The organism is Johnsonella ignava ATCC 51276 (genome assembly GCF_000235445.1).
Classification (GTDB): domain Bacteria; phylum Bacillota; class Clostridia; order Lachnospirales; family Lachnospiraceae; genus Johnsonella; species Johnsonella ignava.
Genome location: NZ_JH378832.1, coordinates 50,852 through 65,664, shown reverse-complemented (window position 1 = coordinate 65,664; position 14,813 = coordinate 50,852). Strand labels below are relative to the sequence as shown.

Annotated in this window: 14 protein-coding genes; 12 read left to right on the top strand and 2 right to left on the bottom strand. The window is 36.9% G+C overall.

The window, feature by feature from the left end:
* Positions 1-15: 15 nt before the first annotated feature.
* A complete protein-coding gene (locus HMPREF9333_RS06215) occupies positions 16-1,203 on the top strand; it encodes a VWA domain-containing protein (RefSeq protein WP_005540646.1) in 1,188 nt (395 codons plus the stop codon).
* Between the two features lie 339 nt (positions 1,204-1,542).
* Here HMPREF9333_RS06215 and HMPREF9333_RS06210 read toward each other — a convergent pair whose 3' ends face one another.
* Positions 1,543-2,265, bottom strand: coding sequence for a hypothetical protein (locus HMPREF9333_RS06210; protein ID WP_005540645.1), 723 nt, complete (start codon positions 2,263-2,265; stop codon positions 1,543-1,545).
* Between the two features lie 606 nt (positions 2,266-2,871).
* Between HMPREF9333_RS06210 and HMPREF9333_RS06205 the strand changes: the two genes are divergently transcribed.
* Positions 2,872-4,077 carry a MalY/PatB family protein gene (locus tag HMPREF9333_RS06205; RefSeq protein WP_005540642.1) on the top strand — a complete coding sequence of 402 codons (1,206 nt, stop codon included), beginning with the start codon at positions 2,872-2,874 and terminating at the stop codon, positions 4,075-4,077.
* Positions 4,078-4,197: 120 nt separating this feature from the next.
* Positions 4,198-5,070, top strand: a complete 873-nt coding sequence (locus HMPREF9333_RS06200; RefSeq protein WP_005540640.1) for an ROK family protein — start codon at positions 4,198-4,200, stop codon at positions 5,068-5,070.
* Positions 5,071-5,181: 111 nt separating this feature from the next.
* Here the strand turns inward: HMPREF9333_RS06200 and HMPREF9333_RS06195 are convergent, their stop codons facing one another.
* On the bottom strand, positions 5,182-5,565 hold the full coding sequence (locus HMPREF9333_RS06195) for a Fur family transcriptional regulator (RefSeq protein ID WP_005540639.1): 384 nt from the start codon (positions 5,563-5,565) through the stop codon (positions 5,182-5,184).
* Between the two features lie 245 nt (positions 5,566-5,810).
* On the opposite strand from HMPREF9333_RS06195, the gene HMPREF9333_RS06190 reads away from it, so the two are divergent.
* The 9 genes from HMPREF9333_RS06190 to HMPREF9333_RS06150 all read left to right on the top strand — a co-directional run bounded on the left by HMPREF9333_RS06190 (position 5,811) and on the right by HMPREF9333_RS06150 (position 14,736).
* Positions 5,811-6,515 carry a S1 RNA-binding domain-containing protein gene (locus HMPREF9333_RS06190; RefSeq protein ID WP_005540638.1) on the top strand — a complete coding sequence of 235 codons (705 nt, stop codon included), beginning with the start codon at positions 5,811-5,813 and terminating at the stop codon, positions 6,513-6,515.
* A 91-nt stretch (positions 6,516-6,606) separates the two neighbouring features.
* Complete coding sequence (locus HMPREF9333_RS06185) at positions 6,607-8,019, top strand: aminopeptidase (protein ID WP_005540637.1); 1,413 nt, start codon at positions 6,607-6,609, stop codon at positions 8,017-8,019.
* Positions 8,020-8,087: 68 nt separating this feature from the next.
* Complete coding sequence (locus tag HMPREF9333_RS06180) at positions 8,088-9,425, top strand: trigger factor (RefSeq protein WP_005540636.1); 1,338 nt, start codon at positions 8,088-8,090, stop codon at positions 9,423-9,425.
* A gap of 31 nt (positions 9,426-9,456) precedes the next feature.
* Positions 9,457-10,104: a serine O-acetyltransferase gene (cysE, locus tag HMPREF9333_RS06175; protein ID WP_005540635.1), complete on the top strand. Its 648-nt coding sequence runs from the start codon at positions 9,457-9,459 to the stop codon at positions 10,102-10,104.
* 91 nt (positions 10,105-10,195) lie between these two features.
* On the top strand, positions 10,196-10,504 hold the full coding sequence (locus HMPREF9333_RS06170) for a GIY-YIG nuclease family protein (RefSeq protein ID WP_005540634.1): 309 nt from the start codon (positions 10,196-10,198) through the stop codon (positions 10,502-10,504).
* A gap of 76 nt (positions 10,505-10,580) precedes the next feature.
* The gene (locus tag HMPREF9333_RS06165) at positions 10,581-11,303 is read left to right on the top strand and encodes an RluA family pseudouridine synthase (RefSeq protein WP_005540633.1); all 723 of its coding nucleotides are present in this window, start codon (positions 10,581-10,583) and stop codon (positions 11,301-11,303) included.
* 114 nt (positions 11,304-11,417) lie between these two features.
* The gene (rfbD, locus tag HMPREF9333_RS06160; RefSeq protein ID WP_005540632.1) at positions 11,418-12,287 is read left to right on the top strand and encodes a dTDP-4-dehydrorhamnose reductase; all 870 of its coding nucleotides are present in this window, start codon (positions 11,418-11,420) and stop codon (positions 12,285-12,287) included.
* A gap of 4 nt (positions 12,288-12,291) precedes the next feature.
* A complete protein-coding gene (gene glmM, locus HMPREF9333_RS06155) occupies positions 12,292-13,647 on the top strand; it encodes a phosphoglucosamine mutase (protein WP_005540630.1) in 1,356 nt (451 codons plus the stop codon).
* Positions 13,648-13,773: 126 nt separating this feature from the next.
* Complete coding sequence (locus tag HMPREF9333_RS06150; RefSeq protein WP_005540628.1) at positions 13,774-14,736, top strand: glycosyltransferase family 8 protein; 963 nt, start codon at positions 13,774-13,776, stop codon at positions 14,734-14,736.
* The last annotated feature ends 77 nt before the right edge of the window (positions 14,737-14,813 follow it).

Genomic DNA, 14,813 nt, shown 5'->3' with positions numbered 1-14,813 from the left:
AGGAATTTGTAATTTATGGATTATAAAGACAGGATAAGGCGATGGAGGCTTATCCTAGGAGAAGAAAGTCATAAAGAGTTTGAAAGCATGGGAGATTTTAGAGGTGATATATTGACTGATGAGCAGTATCTCATGGATCAGGCTCTTGATGCGATATATAATAAAGAAAAAAGCTTTATGGGCGGAAGCACAAGAGGTGCCGGCAAGGGAGCTTCAAAACCTTATATAAGCAGATGGCTTGGAGATGTTCGCAGCTTATTTGACAAAGAAATTGTAAAGATAATACAGACCGATGCTATGGAACGGTGCGGATTGAAGCAGCTTATATTTGAGCCTGAAATTCTTGAACAGATTGAACCTGATATAAATCTTGCCTCCACTATAATGCTTTTAAAGGACCAGGTGCCTAAACAAAGCAAGGACAGTGTAAGGGAGTTTATGAAAAAAATAGTTGAGCAGATTAATAAACTTCTGGCTGACGATATAAGGCGTGCAGTAACTGCAGCGCTTAATAAAAAACGCCATTCTCCTATACCCTCCGCCTCGGCACTTGACTTTAAGACAACCATAAGACATGGAATTAAAAATTACAACAGGGATCTCAAAAAAATTGTACCTGAGCACTACTATTTTTTTGAAAGGAGTACGCAGACCTCTGCAAATAAATTTACTGTAATTCTGGATGTTGACCAGAGCGGCTCTATGGGAGAATCGGTGATTTATTCATCAATAATGAGCTGTATACTGGCAGGAATGAATTTACTTAATACAAAGATAGTGGCATTTGACACTGAAGTTGTTGATTTAAGTGAAAAAACCGAAGATCCTGTAGATCTTTTATTCGGTTTTCAGCTTGGCGGCGGAACCGATATAAATAAATCGCTTGCCTACTGCAGCAGGTATATTGAAAATCCTAAAAAAACTTTATTTTTTTTAATTTCCGATCTTATGGAGGGCGGCAACCGTGCAGGCATGCTTAGGCGGCTTAAGGATATGAAAGATTCACAGGTTATGGTAGTATGTCTGCTTGCAATAGCTGACGGCGGAAAACCTTATTATGATGCACAGATGGCAGGACGTATATCATCACTCGGTATCCCGTGCTTTGCATGTAATCCTCAGAAGCTGCCGCAGCTTCTTGAAAGGGTATTTAAAGGGCATGATCTTGCAGAATTTACAAAGGAATTTGAAAGTGCGAAGTAGGTCATCGCTTTTATTTGTCGCAGTTTCTGCTGTCTTTAAACTGCTTTTTTTATGACACGCTCTTTAATTGTTTAATAAAAAATGTAGAATTAATACATATAAAAAATGAAAAATTATAAATATAAAGTGAATAAATATAACATACATGAAAAATATAATGAGGTATAAAATACGAGGAGATTTTATAATTAAGAAAAAACATAACAAGGTCTGTATTAGTTATACAGACCTTGTTTAAAAGACTTTATTAATTAGAAAATATGTTTATTCTATATTTTTCGCAGTCTTATATTATATTTTTTTAATGATTAAAAAAACATATATAAACGGCAGGATATATTAATATACCCCTTTCAGTGCATTGTTATTTACAACTATTTTATCGGCATATGCCTGAGGAGGATCGCTTAATGTCAGTTCTCCCGAATAATAAAGTGTAACGGTGCTTTTTTTCTTAATTGAACTTAATTCTATATTTTCACCGTTTTCATTTTCAACTACAACATTATTATCAAGGTTTGCGATAAGGGTACTTCCGTCCGACAGACGCAGCTTTGCACTTTTAGATGCATTATTCAGACTGCTTTGTATCTCGCCTGTAACTGCCGACACACCCTTAGGAAGAAATACTACTTCACTTGCTATATAATTTGCAGGATATATTGCAGGCATTTCGGCAGGAGAGGTTACAACTATTTCACTGCCTATATAATCATCTGTAATTTTATCTATAACTCCGCCGTACATTGATTTTAATTTTGCGTTTTTAGTTGTTACATATGATATATCATTGCCGTCTTTAGCGGTTATAACCCCGTTTGCATCAACGGACTGTATTACCATGCCGGCAGTCTGGACATTGTTTGACTTGCCGATACCTGTTTTTATACTTGATGAAGCTTTTTTCTTGGAGGTTTTTCCTTTTTTTGCTACAGCAAAATAACCCGTATTTTTTCCATTTGTTGCTGCCAGAGCGGTGTTTGCAGCGCCGCTATATGCTGCTGCCGTAATTGCGGATATTATACTGAATGTACAACATCCAAGTAAAAATTTCTTTTTCATAAAAATTAATCTTCTCCTTTACTGTGTATTTAAAATATATCTTTCCAGTTTCTCCCAGATTAATTATCATTTTAACCATTTTCATTCTAGCATACTTACAAAATACATGCAAGGCGGGTTTTAAGCCTGAAAGTCCGAAAAGCCTTTTAAATAAAGGGGTTTATAGATATGTTAATCTTTGCTTACAATCTTATGTCATAAATCTAAAGTATTTATTTTACAGATTTAATATAAAATATTTTATATTAATATTTACATATCTGGATTTTATTTATATTAAGCTGTATAATTAAACAGCCGGGCATTATGGACATGAAATTATTAAACTGCCGTATATAATGGCGTAGGTGTCAGAAGTATTTGACACCTATTGATACAGGATTGCTACAGCTTCGCTTTTCGCAATCCCTGCAAAAATATTCGTAATTCGCTCATTTTTTTACAAAAAATGGCTGCTTACTTATATTTTTTGTGTGTCAAAAGATAATAAATTCTATTGCAAGCAATCTTGCATCGAATTTTTATACTTTTGACACTTGTATAATATAATAAATTACATGCTTTAAGACTGTGTTATAAAATAATTTTAATTTGAGAGGTGAAGATATGAATTATGATTTTACAAGCATAATTGACAGAAGCGGAAAAGATGCTCTTGCTATTGAAGCTATAGATTTTGCAGGCACTAAACTGCCTGTAAGGGAAGGCTTTGCCAGGATTCCTATGTGGGTTGCGGATATGAATTTTGCCACAGCTCCCGGCATACAGGAGGCTGTAATAAATAGGGTAAATCATCCGCTTTTTGGCTATTTTAATCCTTCAGCACAATATTATAAGGCTATAACGGACTGGATGGAAAAACGTCATGGTATAAAAGGGATTGAGTGCTGCAATATAGGTTATGAAAACGGTGTTCTGGGCGGGCTTATCTCTGCCGTAAATGTGCTGTGTTCAAAGGGCGATAATATACTTCTTCATGCCCCTACATATATAGGCTTTACTATTTGTCTTAGAAATAACGGATATAACCTTATATTAAGTCCTCTTAAAAAAGATAAAGACGGTATATGGCGTATGGATTATGAAGACATGGAGGATAAGATAAGGAAAAACTGTATACATACCGCTATATTCTGTTCGCCGCATAATCCAAGCGGCAGAGTGTGGGAGAGATGGGAAATCGAAAAGGCTATGGAAATTTATAAAAAACACAATGTTTTTGTAGTTTCAGACGAAATCTGGGCAGATCTTACGCTAAACGGAAACCATCATATACCTGTACAGTCGGTTTCGGAAGATGCAAGGGAGCGTACCTTTGCTCTTTATGCACCCTCAAAAACCTTTAATCTTGCCGGTCTTATAGGAGCCTACCATATAGTTTATAATGAATGGATGCGTGAACGCATTGATAAAGAGGCTTCACTTTCACACTACAATAAAATGAATGTTCTTTCAATGCATGCACTTATAGGAGCCTATACACCGCAGGGGCATGTATGGGTTGATGAGCTGCGTGATGTATTAAGTGCCAATGTAAACTATGCAGTTGATTATATAAATTCACATTTCGAAGGAGTTGAGGTTTCAAAGCCGCAGGGAACCTATATGCTTTTTATTGACTGTACAAACTGGTGTAAAAAGCATAATAAAAATATAGAGACGCTTTATAAACTGGGAGTTGAATATGGAGTAATATGGCAGGACGGACGTTTATTTAACGGCAATTGCCATATACGCATGAATCTTGCACTTCCGTTTTCGCTTGTAAAAGAAGCATTTGAACGTCTTGATAAGTATGTATTTAATGCATGAAAATTTTAAAATATCTGTTTAAAAACTTTTAGATATTATTTTAAATTAATTACTGAATATTGATAATGACGTGATTAACTTAAAAGGATACATCAGCTTTATTTATTAATGGAGGTTAATATGGTTATAGGGGCACTTGAGGTCGGAGGCACAAAGATGGTATGTGCCATAGGAGATGAAAACGGCATTATAAAAGAACAGATTTCAATCCCTACGGTTTCTCCGGAAAAAACTTTTCCTGAGATAAAGGAATATTTTAATGATAAAAATATCGAGGCACTTGGTATAGGCTGTTTCGGACAGATAGATTTAAACAGAGATTCAAAAACCTATGGTTATATAACCGAAACCCCGAAAATCCCGTGGAGAAACTGTGATATCGTCGGAGAATTTAAAAGAAGTTTTAATATACCTGTAGGTTTTGATACAGATGTCAATGCTTCACTTTTAGGTGAGGCGACATGGGGAGCGGCAAGGGGTATAAAAAATGCTCTTTATATGACTATAGGAACCGGTATAGGGATTGGCGTGCTTGCAGAGGGCAGTTTGGTACATGGTATGCTTCATCCCGAAGCGGGGCATATACTTTTAAGGCAGCACCCGGACGACAATTTTAAAGGGATATGTCCTTATCATAAAAACTGTTTTGAAGGGCTTGCCTGCGGTCCTGCTGTTGAAAGCAGATGGGGCGTAAAGGGGGCGGATCTTGCCGGAAATGACAGTGTCTGGGAGCTTGAGGCTTATTATATAGCACAGGCACTGTATGATTATATACTTGTACTTTCACCGGAAATTATAATTCTTGGCGGCGGCATAATGAAGCAGGAGAAGCTTTTTGGGCTTATACACAGGAAACTTGAGATTTTCAACGGCTCCTATCTTTTGACAGGGGAATTTAAAAATCTTAATGGGTATATAGTACCTGCAGCATTAAAGGGCGATCAGGGGATAATGGGTGCAATAAAACTTGCGATAAATGAGATGGGGATATAGGAGCCGTAACGGTTTTGCAGGGGAGGCTTATATGCGGTTTATTTCCGCAGGCAACAGGTATAGTAGGCGTATAAGTTTTAGTTTTTTAAGAATTTAATGCTTAAAGTAAACTCAGATGTCAAGGCACTCCCTGCATTGACCGTAAAATATAAGTGCATGTGAATCAACTCTGCCTATATCGGTATGTACGGCATGATGTTTAATATCTCCCTTCAGTTTCGGCTCAAGATCAATGATTTTTCCGCATTTTCTGCATACAAAATGATCATGTTTATCCGTAATATAGTCATATCTTTCTATACCGTCACCACAGGATATACGGTTAATTTTGCCAAGTTCTGTTAAAAGTCCCAGATTTCTGTAGACAGTGCCCAGGCTTATCCTTGGGTTGTTTAAACGCAGTGCCTGAAATAAGGCATCCGCAGTAGGATGGTCATGCCTGTTTTTAAGACATTCAATTATGGCTTCACGCTGCCTGCTGTATTTAAGTTTCATAAAATAAAAACTCCTTTTTTAAATATAATTATAAGAATTATTATTGATTTTAGTATAGCATATAGCAAAGTGATGTCAAGCTGTTTTATACAAGGCAGGTCCGGGCTGTGGCAGTAGTATACAAAATAATCCTAAATAAAAACAAGATTTATTCAAGATTATATGTTATAATCTTTTCATAGGTATCCGTTATGATGATACTGAGAATAAAATTTTAGAAAAAGTTTAAGATAGGAGGACGATTTATGGAAGAGAGCATGAAGGACTTTGAGGAGGAGATTAATAAATCTCTTGAAGAAAGAAATAATGATGAGGATCCTGATGCAGGAAAATGGGAAGTTTTTGAAAAAATGCTTGCCGACAAAACTGTTGCAACGGTTAAAATCATTGAAATAGTTAAGAAAGGCTGTATAGCGTATCTTGATGAGGTCAGAGCTTTTATACCTGCAGGTCAGTTATCACTAAGGCATGTAGAAGATCTTGATGAATACCAGAGTAAAAGTCTTGATGTTGTCATAATAAGTGTTGATCCGGATAGAAAGAGGCTTGTTTTAAGTCATAAGGAACTTGAAAAGGCAAAAGAGGACGAGGAGAGAAGAAAAGCGGTATCGGCTATAAAGGTTGGAGATGTGATTAAAGGAACGGTTGAGAGCATTAAGGATTATGGTGCATTTGTAGGTCTTGGAAACGGTATTGCAGGGCTTTTGCACGTTTCACAGATTTCAAACAATCATATAAAACATCCGAAAGCTGTACTTAAAGAGGGTGATGAGATTGAAGTTAAAGTTGTAGGTGTTGAAAACGGCAAGATTTCACTTTCCAAAAAAGTGCTTGAAGCTGAAAAAGAAGAAAAAATTGAGAAAAAAGCTTTTGACGGCTTTAAAAATCAGGCAAAAGAAAATGTTTCAACAAGCCTTGCGGATCTGCTTAAGAATTTAAAGACAAAGTAAAGAGATCTGAATATAAAATAAAGCTTATGTAGACTGTTAAGAAAGTCTATAAAAACTACTTACTATATTTTAATTACGAGGTGTCAAAGTTATGGCTGAAAAAAAGAAGGCTAAGAAAGACAAACCGGATGTAAAAGGCTTGTTATACAAAAATCCGCATATAGCAAAACAAGATCATAAGCAATTTGAAAAAGCTGATAAATTTGCACAAGGCTATAAAGAGTTTCTTGACAAGGGCAAAACTGAGAGAGAGTGTGTGAATTATGCACAGCAGCTGCTTATAAAATCAGGCTATAAGAAATTTGAACCTGAAAAAAAATATAAGCCGGGTGATAAGGTTTATAAAATTAACAGAAATAAAGCAGTGCTTGCAGTTACATGGGGAAGTGCCGATTTGAGAGAAGGTCTAAGGATAAACGGTGCACATATAGATTCACCCAGGCTTGATCTTAAACCGAATCCGCTTTATGAAAAAAAGGAAATTGCTTATTTTAAAACACATTACTATGGAGGCATAAGAAAATATCAATGGGTAACTATGCCTCTTGCTATGCATGGTGTTATAATAAAGAAAGATGGAACAAAAATTGAAGTAAATATAGGTGAAGATGAAAATGATCCTGTATTTGGAATAAGTGATCTTTTGCCTCACCTTGCGGCAAAACAAAATACAAGAAAGCTGTCTGAAGGTATCACAGGCGAGGAATTAAATATAATTATCGGTTCTCTCCCGTTTGATGAAAAGGATATTGACAATGCTTTTAAACTCAATGTGCTTTCACTGCTTAATGAAAAATACGCTATTGATGAAAGGGATTTCACAAGTGCCGAAATTGAGTTTGTTCCTGCATTTAAGGCGAGAGATTTCGGATTTGACCGTTCAATGATAGGTGCTTACGGACAGGACGACAGGATATGTGCATATCCTGCACTTATGGCGGAAATTGAAGTAAAAGCTCCATATTATACAACGCTGACCATATTGACTGACAAAGAGGAGATAGGTTCAGTAGGAAATACAGGACTTCATTCCAATTATGTGTATGATTTTATTTCATATCTTGCACAGAATAAGGGGGTTGATGTAAAGGAAGTATGTGAAAACAGTGCATGTATATCTTCTGATGTAAGTGCCGCTTACGACCCTACTTTCCCAAGTGTATTTGATGAACAAAGTGCTTCATATATAAATCACGGTTGTGTATTTTCAAAATATACAGGTGCAGGAGGCAAGTATAATGCTTCAGATGCGAGTGCCGAGTATATGCATAAGCTTATAAGAATTATGGATGAAGCGGGAGTTTACTGGCAGGTAGCTGAACTTGGAGCTGTTGATGCAGGTGGCGGCGGAACAATAGCACAGTACGTTGCCATGTTTAATATAGATGTGGTGGATATAGGCGTGCCTATCATAGCTATGCATGCTCCTTTTGAGATTGCAGGCAAGCTTGATCTGTATAACGCATACCTTGCTTTTAAAGCATTTTATGCGGATAAAAAATAATGCGGTACTTTTATTTAAGTATCGGCAAAATAAAAAAATAAAGGGATAATAATATAAAGGATAATATAATGAAAATAAAAAAAATACTTATTTTAGCTGCCGCAGCTTTAACTGCGACAGTATCAGGGGCTTGTTCAACAACAGCCGGGAGTACAGCTTCAACACAAAGCACAGCTGCGGAAAAAGCCGAACCTATTGAGTATACAAAAGACGGTGTGGGAACTGTAAAAATAAAAAAATATAAAGGTATTGAGGCAGATATGGCTGAGGCTGTATTAGATGAATCGGAGCTTGAAGATATATATAATTCTTCACCTTCATATAAGGCTGTTTCAAGAGCTGCAAAAGATGGAGATACCGTTAATATAGATTATGAAGGTACTATAGGCGGAGAGAAGTTCGAGGGCGGGACGGCAGAGAAGACTGATCTTGTCATTGGAAGCGGAAGATTTATAGACGGCTTTGAAGAACAGGTTAAAGGTATGAGTGCAGGTGATGAAAAAACAATCACTGTAACATTTCCGAAGGAATATCAAAGCGAGGATCTTGCAGGTAAAGAGGCACAGTTTAAGGTTAAAGTAAATGAGGTAAAGGGGCCTGTAAGCAGTTCCGAGGGAATAAATGATGAGTGGGCAAAACAAGTGGCTGCCGATCATCTGCGTGAGGAAGACAGCAAAAATATTGATACGCTTGATAAATTAAAAGAGTATATATTAAATCAGAGAAAAAAGCAGTATGAACAGGAAGCACTTTATGATGTTATTGAAAAAATCATGAATGAAGCCGAATTTAATTTAAATAAAGAGAATTTAGATAAAAAAATAGATGATGCAGTTACAGAAGCTATAGAAAGTTACGGTATGGACTTTGAAAAAATTGCACAGGAGAGCGGAGAGAGCGTTGAGGAGTATAAAGAGAAACTTAGAGATAATATGAAAAAAAATATGGCAGTGAATATAGAAGAGGATATAAAAGCGGAGCTTGTAGTGGAGGCGATACTTGATGCTGAAAAAATAAAAATTGAAGATCATGACTATAGCGATATGTATGAATATTTCACAGGTGAAAAAGGAAAGACCAGGGAACAGATGGGTATAGAGATTGGCGATGAACTCGTTGAACAGTCTGTAAAGTCGTTTAAGGTGTTGAATTTTCTTAAGGAAAATTCAAAATTCACTATGAAGAGCGCCCAGGAGATAGAGAAGGCAAAAGAAGAATCAATGTCTGTGGAAGCGGCAAAGGAAAGTGCAGCTGAAGCTTCAAAAGAGGCGGAGGCATCAAAGTCTTCTGAAAAAGCATCTGACAATGATAATTCAAAAGAATCGGGAAAAACTGAAAAAACAGATAAAAGTACACAGGCAAAGGAATCAGCCGATTCAAAAAGTTCTGAGAGCAAGGCACAGTAAGATTTAAAGTTTCGGGAGCGGAATAAAAAAGATGTTTTTTAAGGCAATACAAGAGGATATAAGGGCTGTTAAGGAGAGAGATCCTGCGGCACGCAGTACATTTGAGATACTTCTTTTATACCAAGGCGTTCATGCCCTTATAATGCATCGCATCGCACACTCATTATATAAAAAAAAGAGATATTTTATAGCGAGGCTTATCTCACAGGTATCAAGATTCATAACACATATAGAAATTCATCCGGGTGCCGTGCTTGGGAAAGGGATATTAATAGATCACGGTGCGGGTGTGGTTATAGGTGAGACGGCGGTTGTCGGTGATAACTGTACTATATATCAAGGTGTAACATTAGGAGGTGTAGGAACCAGAAAGGGGAAACGCCATCCCACGTTAGGAAAAAATGTTACCGTTGGTGCCGGAGCAAAAATACTTGGATCATTTGTAGTTGGTGATAATTGTAAAATTGCAGCAAATGCAGTGCTTTTAAAACCGCTTGCCGATAATTCGACGGCTGCCGGCATACCTGCAAGACCTATAAAAGTTGCGGGCGTTGCGGTGCAGGAAGAAAAAGAAGAGATAAATTGTGATTTTTCTAAGCTTGAACATAATTTAAAGGCTCTTTCGAGAAGGGTTGAAGAGCTTGAGGATATGCTTGTTGATAAAAAACAGATATTATAATCATGGCAGCAGTTAAAAAAGATATAAAATCTGCTTTTATAAGCCTGATAAACAGGCAAATCCCTGAATCAGCCGGAGGCATAAAAAAGCCATGACAAAGAAAGAACCATGTACATACAGCCTGCAGGAAAAGCCTGATAACGGCGTGCGGGCTGTATGTGTTAATTATACTTATATATTGATATGCTCTGATAAAACCTACTACTGCGGCTGGACAAACAATCTTGAAAAGAGGGTGGAAATGCACAAAAGCGGAAAAGGGGCAAAGTACACCAGATCAAGACTTCCCGTTGAGCTTGTGTATTATGAGACTTTCATAAGCAAAAGTGATGCTATGAAACGAGAGATTGAAATTAAAAGTATGACTAAAAAGCAAAAGGAAAAACTAATTAATAGGTAATTGTGGGCTTGCAAAGCGAGCTTTTCAATTACCTATTAAATTTATAGGGAAAATTATGAAAAAGGAGACGGGGTTTGTGAAAATAGTATTTGAAGATGAAAGTATAATAGCGGTTATAAAACCGTCAGGGCTTGCTGCACAGTCCTTGCGGGGGTTTGAACCGGATATGGAAAGTGAACTTAAAAACTATCTTTCAGTCAAGTCAAAATCTGTAAATCCTTATCTGGGAATAATACACCGGCTTGACAAACCTGTATCGGGCATAATGTTATTTGCAAAGACAAAGAAAGCGGCAGCGGGACTTGGAGCTCAGATGGCAGGCAGAGAATTTAAAAAAAAGTATAGTGCTGCAGTATATGGAAAGCCTGATTCCGACTTAGCCGTTTATGAGGACTATATAAAAAAAGAAAGTGCTTCCAATATTTCGTATATATGCAGACAGGGTACAAATGCGGCAAAAAAAGCTGTGATGTCATATACACTTAAAAAGTCCATAATATACAGGGATATAAAGTTGAGTCTGCTTGATATAGAATTGTTTACAGGAAGACATCATCAAATAAGGCTGCAGCTTTCCTATCATAAACTGCCTATAATAGGAGACAGGAAATATGGTATAACAAAAAGCGGCATCGGCGGTTTAAAGACAAATAAGGTATCAAAGGATATAGCTGAACTTGAAAGCTTTAATACGGCACTTATATGTACAGGGCTTGCATTTAAGCATCCTGTTTCAGGTAAGCATATGGAGTTTGGATGTGAACCCGAAGGATATATATGGAGCTTATTTGCCTTGTAAGTTAAGGACTAATATTTTGACCTGAGTGTGATAATATGATAAAATATGGCAGGCTGAGTTCCGGGCATAAACCGTGCCGCTTTTATTTTAAATAGATAAAGAAAGGACAGACTGATGAGAATATTGGTTACAGGAGCAAAGGGTCAGCTTGGAAGTGATTTAGTAAAAGAGCTTGAAAAAAGAGGTATAGAAGCCATAGGCGTGGATATGCAGGAGATGGATATAACATCCGCCTCACAATGCAGAGAGATTATAGAAAAGGAGCATAACAGCTCCGCACTTGAAGCGGTCATACATTGTGCGGCATATACGGCGGTTGATAAAGCGGAGGATGAACCCGAACTTGTAAGAAGTGTAAATGCGGATGGAACTGAAAATATAGCAGTTATATGCAGGGATTTAGATATAAAAATGCTTTATATAAGCACTGATTATGTATTTGACGGAGAAGGAACAAGACCGTGGGAGCCTGATGATAAAAGAAATCCGTTAAATGTATACGGACAGATGAAATATGAGGGAGAGCTTGCAGTAGAAAAAAATCTTGAAAAATATTTTATAGTAAGAATTTCATGGGTATTCGGTTTAAAGGGCAATAATTTTGTAAAAACAATGCTCTCTCTTGCACAAAGCAGGGATGAGCTTAGAATAGTAAACGACCAGACAGGTTCCCCCACCTATACGCCGGATCTTAGTGTTCTTCTTGCTTCTATGGTTGTAACTGACAAATACGGAAGATATCATGCAACCAATGAAGGGCTTTGCACATGGTATGAATTTGCCGAAGAGATCTTTAAACAGGCGGGAATTAAGGATATAAAATTAATTCCTGTAACATCACAGGAATTTATAACAAAGGCAAAAAGACCGCATAATAGCCGTATGGATAAATCAAAGCTTGATAAAAACGGTTTTAAGCGGCTTCCGTCATGGCAGGATGCTTTAAAGAGGTATCTTGACGAATATATGAAAGGACAGTATTAGTTTTATGGGTAAATATTTTGGAACGGACGGATTTAGGGGTGAAGCAAATAAAGATCTCACTGTTGAACAGGCATACAGGGTAGGAAGATTTATAGGACATTTTTACGGAAAAAATCCCAGAGATAAAAAAAGATGCAGAGTTGTAATAGGAAAAGACACAAGACGTTCAAGCTATATGTTTGAATATGCATTGGTTTCAGGTCTTACCGCTTCAGGTGCGGATGTTTATCTGCTCCATGTAACTACCACGCCAAGTGTTTCGTATGTAGTAAGAACCGAGGAGTTTGACTGCGGCATTATGATAAGTGCCAGTCATAATCCGTATTATGACAACGGGATTAAAATATTAAACGGCAGGGGAGAAAAGCTTGAAGATGAAGTTAGCGATAAGATAGAAGAATACCTTGACGGTAAATATGGCGAGATAGCATTTGCACTTAGAGAACAGATAGGCAGAACAACCGACTATGCGGCAGGCAGAAACAGGTATATAGGCTATCTCATATCGGTGGCTACAAGATCATTTAAAGGTAAAAAAGTTGCCCTTGACTGTGCAAACGGTTCAGCTTCATCAATTGCAAAAAATGTATTTGATGCTCTTGGGGCTGAAACCTATGTAATAAATAATTTACCTGACGGAGTAAATATAAATGTAAACTGCGGTTCTACACATATGGAGGGACTTTGCAGCTTTGTAAAAGAAAATGGCTGTGATGTAGGTTTTGCATATGACGGAGATGCGGACAGATGTCTTGCAGTTGATGAGGACGGAAAGCTTGTTGACGGTGATAAGATACTTTATATATGCGGCAAGTATATGAAAGAAAACTCATCTTTGCCAAATAATACCGTGGTTACCACAATTATGTCAAATCTTGGATTATATAAGGCATTTGACAGAGAAGGCATATCCTATGAAAAAACTGCCGTAGGCGACAGATTTGTATATGAAAATATGCAGACAAACGGACATTATCTTGGCGGTGAGCAAAGCGGGCATATAATTTTCAGCAAGCATGCGACCACCGGAGACGGTATACTTACATCGCTTAAAATCATGGAAGTAATACTTGAAAAGAAAGAAAGCCTTAAAAAACTGGCTTCAGAAGTAGAAATCTATCCTCAGGTATTAAAAAATGTGAGGGTAAAAGATAAAAAAGCTGCTCAGGAGGATGAGGAGGTAGTGAGAAAGACTGAGGAGATTTCAAAAAGACTCGGCGATGACGGAAGAATCCTTATGAGGGCAAGCGGGACTGAGCCTGTTATAAGGGTTATGGTTGAGGCAAAAACTACTGAAATCTGTGAAAGCAGTGTAGATGAGGTTATAAAGGTAATATCTGAAAGAGGGCTTATGTCATAAGGCGGTGTTAATAGAGCTTATATCATATATAAATCAATATGCCGTAAATAAAAATATGTTAAATATCAGTATTTTAAATTGCGGATTTTAATGTCTGCATAAAAATTATATCAGGGGGGAAGCATAATGGAAGCTGCCTATGTGTCAAATGAAGTCTATGCCCGGTATCTGGGGGCAGCTTTATATTCATTGTATGACAACAATAAGGATGAAAAAGAGTTAAATGTACATGTGGTATCAATAGGCATGCAATATACGTCTTTAAAAAGATTAAAAGAGACTGCGAAGATTTTTAAACGGAAAATTAATATTATAAATTTTGATGATATAAAGTATAAGCTTGGAAAAAGCTCAGATACAGGCAGATTTGATTACAGCATTATGGGAAGACTGTTTTTAGGTGAACTCTTGCCTGAAAGTGTAAAAAAAGTCATATATCTTGACTGTGATACCATAGTTCTTGGAAGTCTTAAAAAACTCTGGGGACTTGCACTTTACTCAAATATTATGGCAGCGGTTCCTGAGCCTACCGTAAATAAAAGTATAAAAGAAAAAGCCGGACTTTATAAAGACGGACTTTACTATAATTCAGGTGTACTTCTTATAAATCTCAGCCTCTGGAGAAAGGAAAATATAAAAGACAAATTGCTTGCCTATCATCAGAGTATACGCGGCAAGTGTCTTTTCGGAGATCAGGACGCATTAAACGGTGTGCTTGCGTACAGGATAAAATTGCTGCCGCCTAAATATAATTTTTTTTCAAATTATAAATATTGGAGTTATAAAGAGCTTGTAAAAAATACTCCGGAGTATGGCATAATAACAAAAGAGGAATATAAAATTGCTGCAAAACATCCGGTTATTATACATTTTGCAGGTGATGAAAGACCGTGGAATAAGGGCTGCCTTAATTATTATAAAAAAGCCTACGATAAGTATGCGGCACTTTCCGTATGGGAAGATAAAAGGGTTTCAGGAAAGAGGATATATATGTTTTTTTATCATCTTATGAATCTTTCAACCGTATTTGTTCCTTCATTAAGACACAGGATTTCCCGGATGTATTTAGAAAATATAGGTAAACGCTGATTAAATCGGAATTTACATTTAAACAAAAATAACAATGCCCCAAATAGAAACAGTTTTCCAAAAAGAGAGGTTTAAAC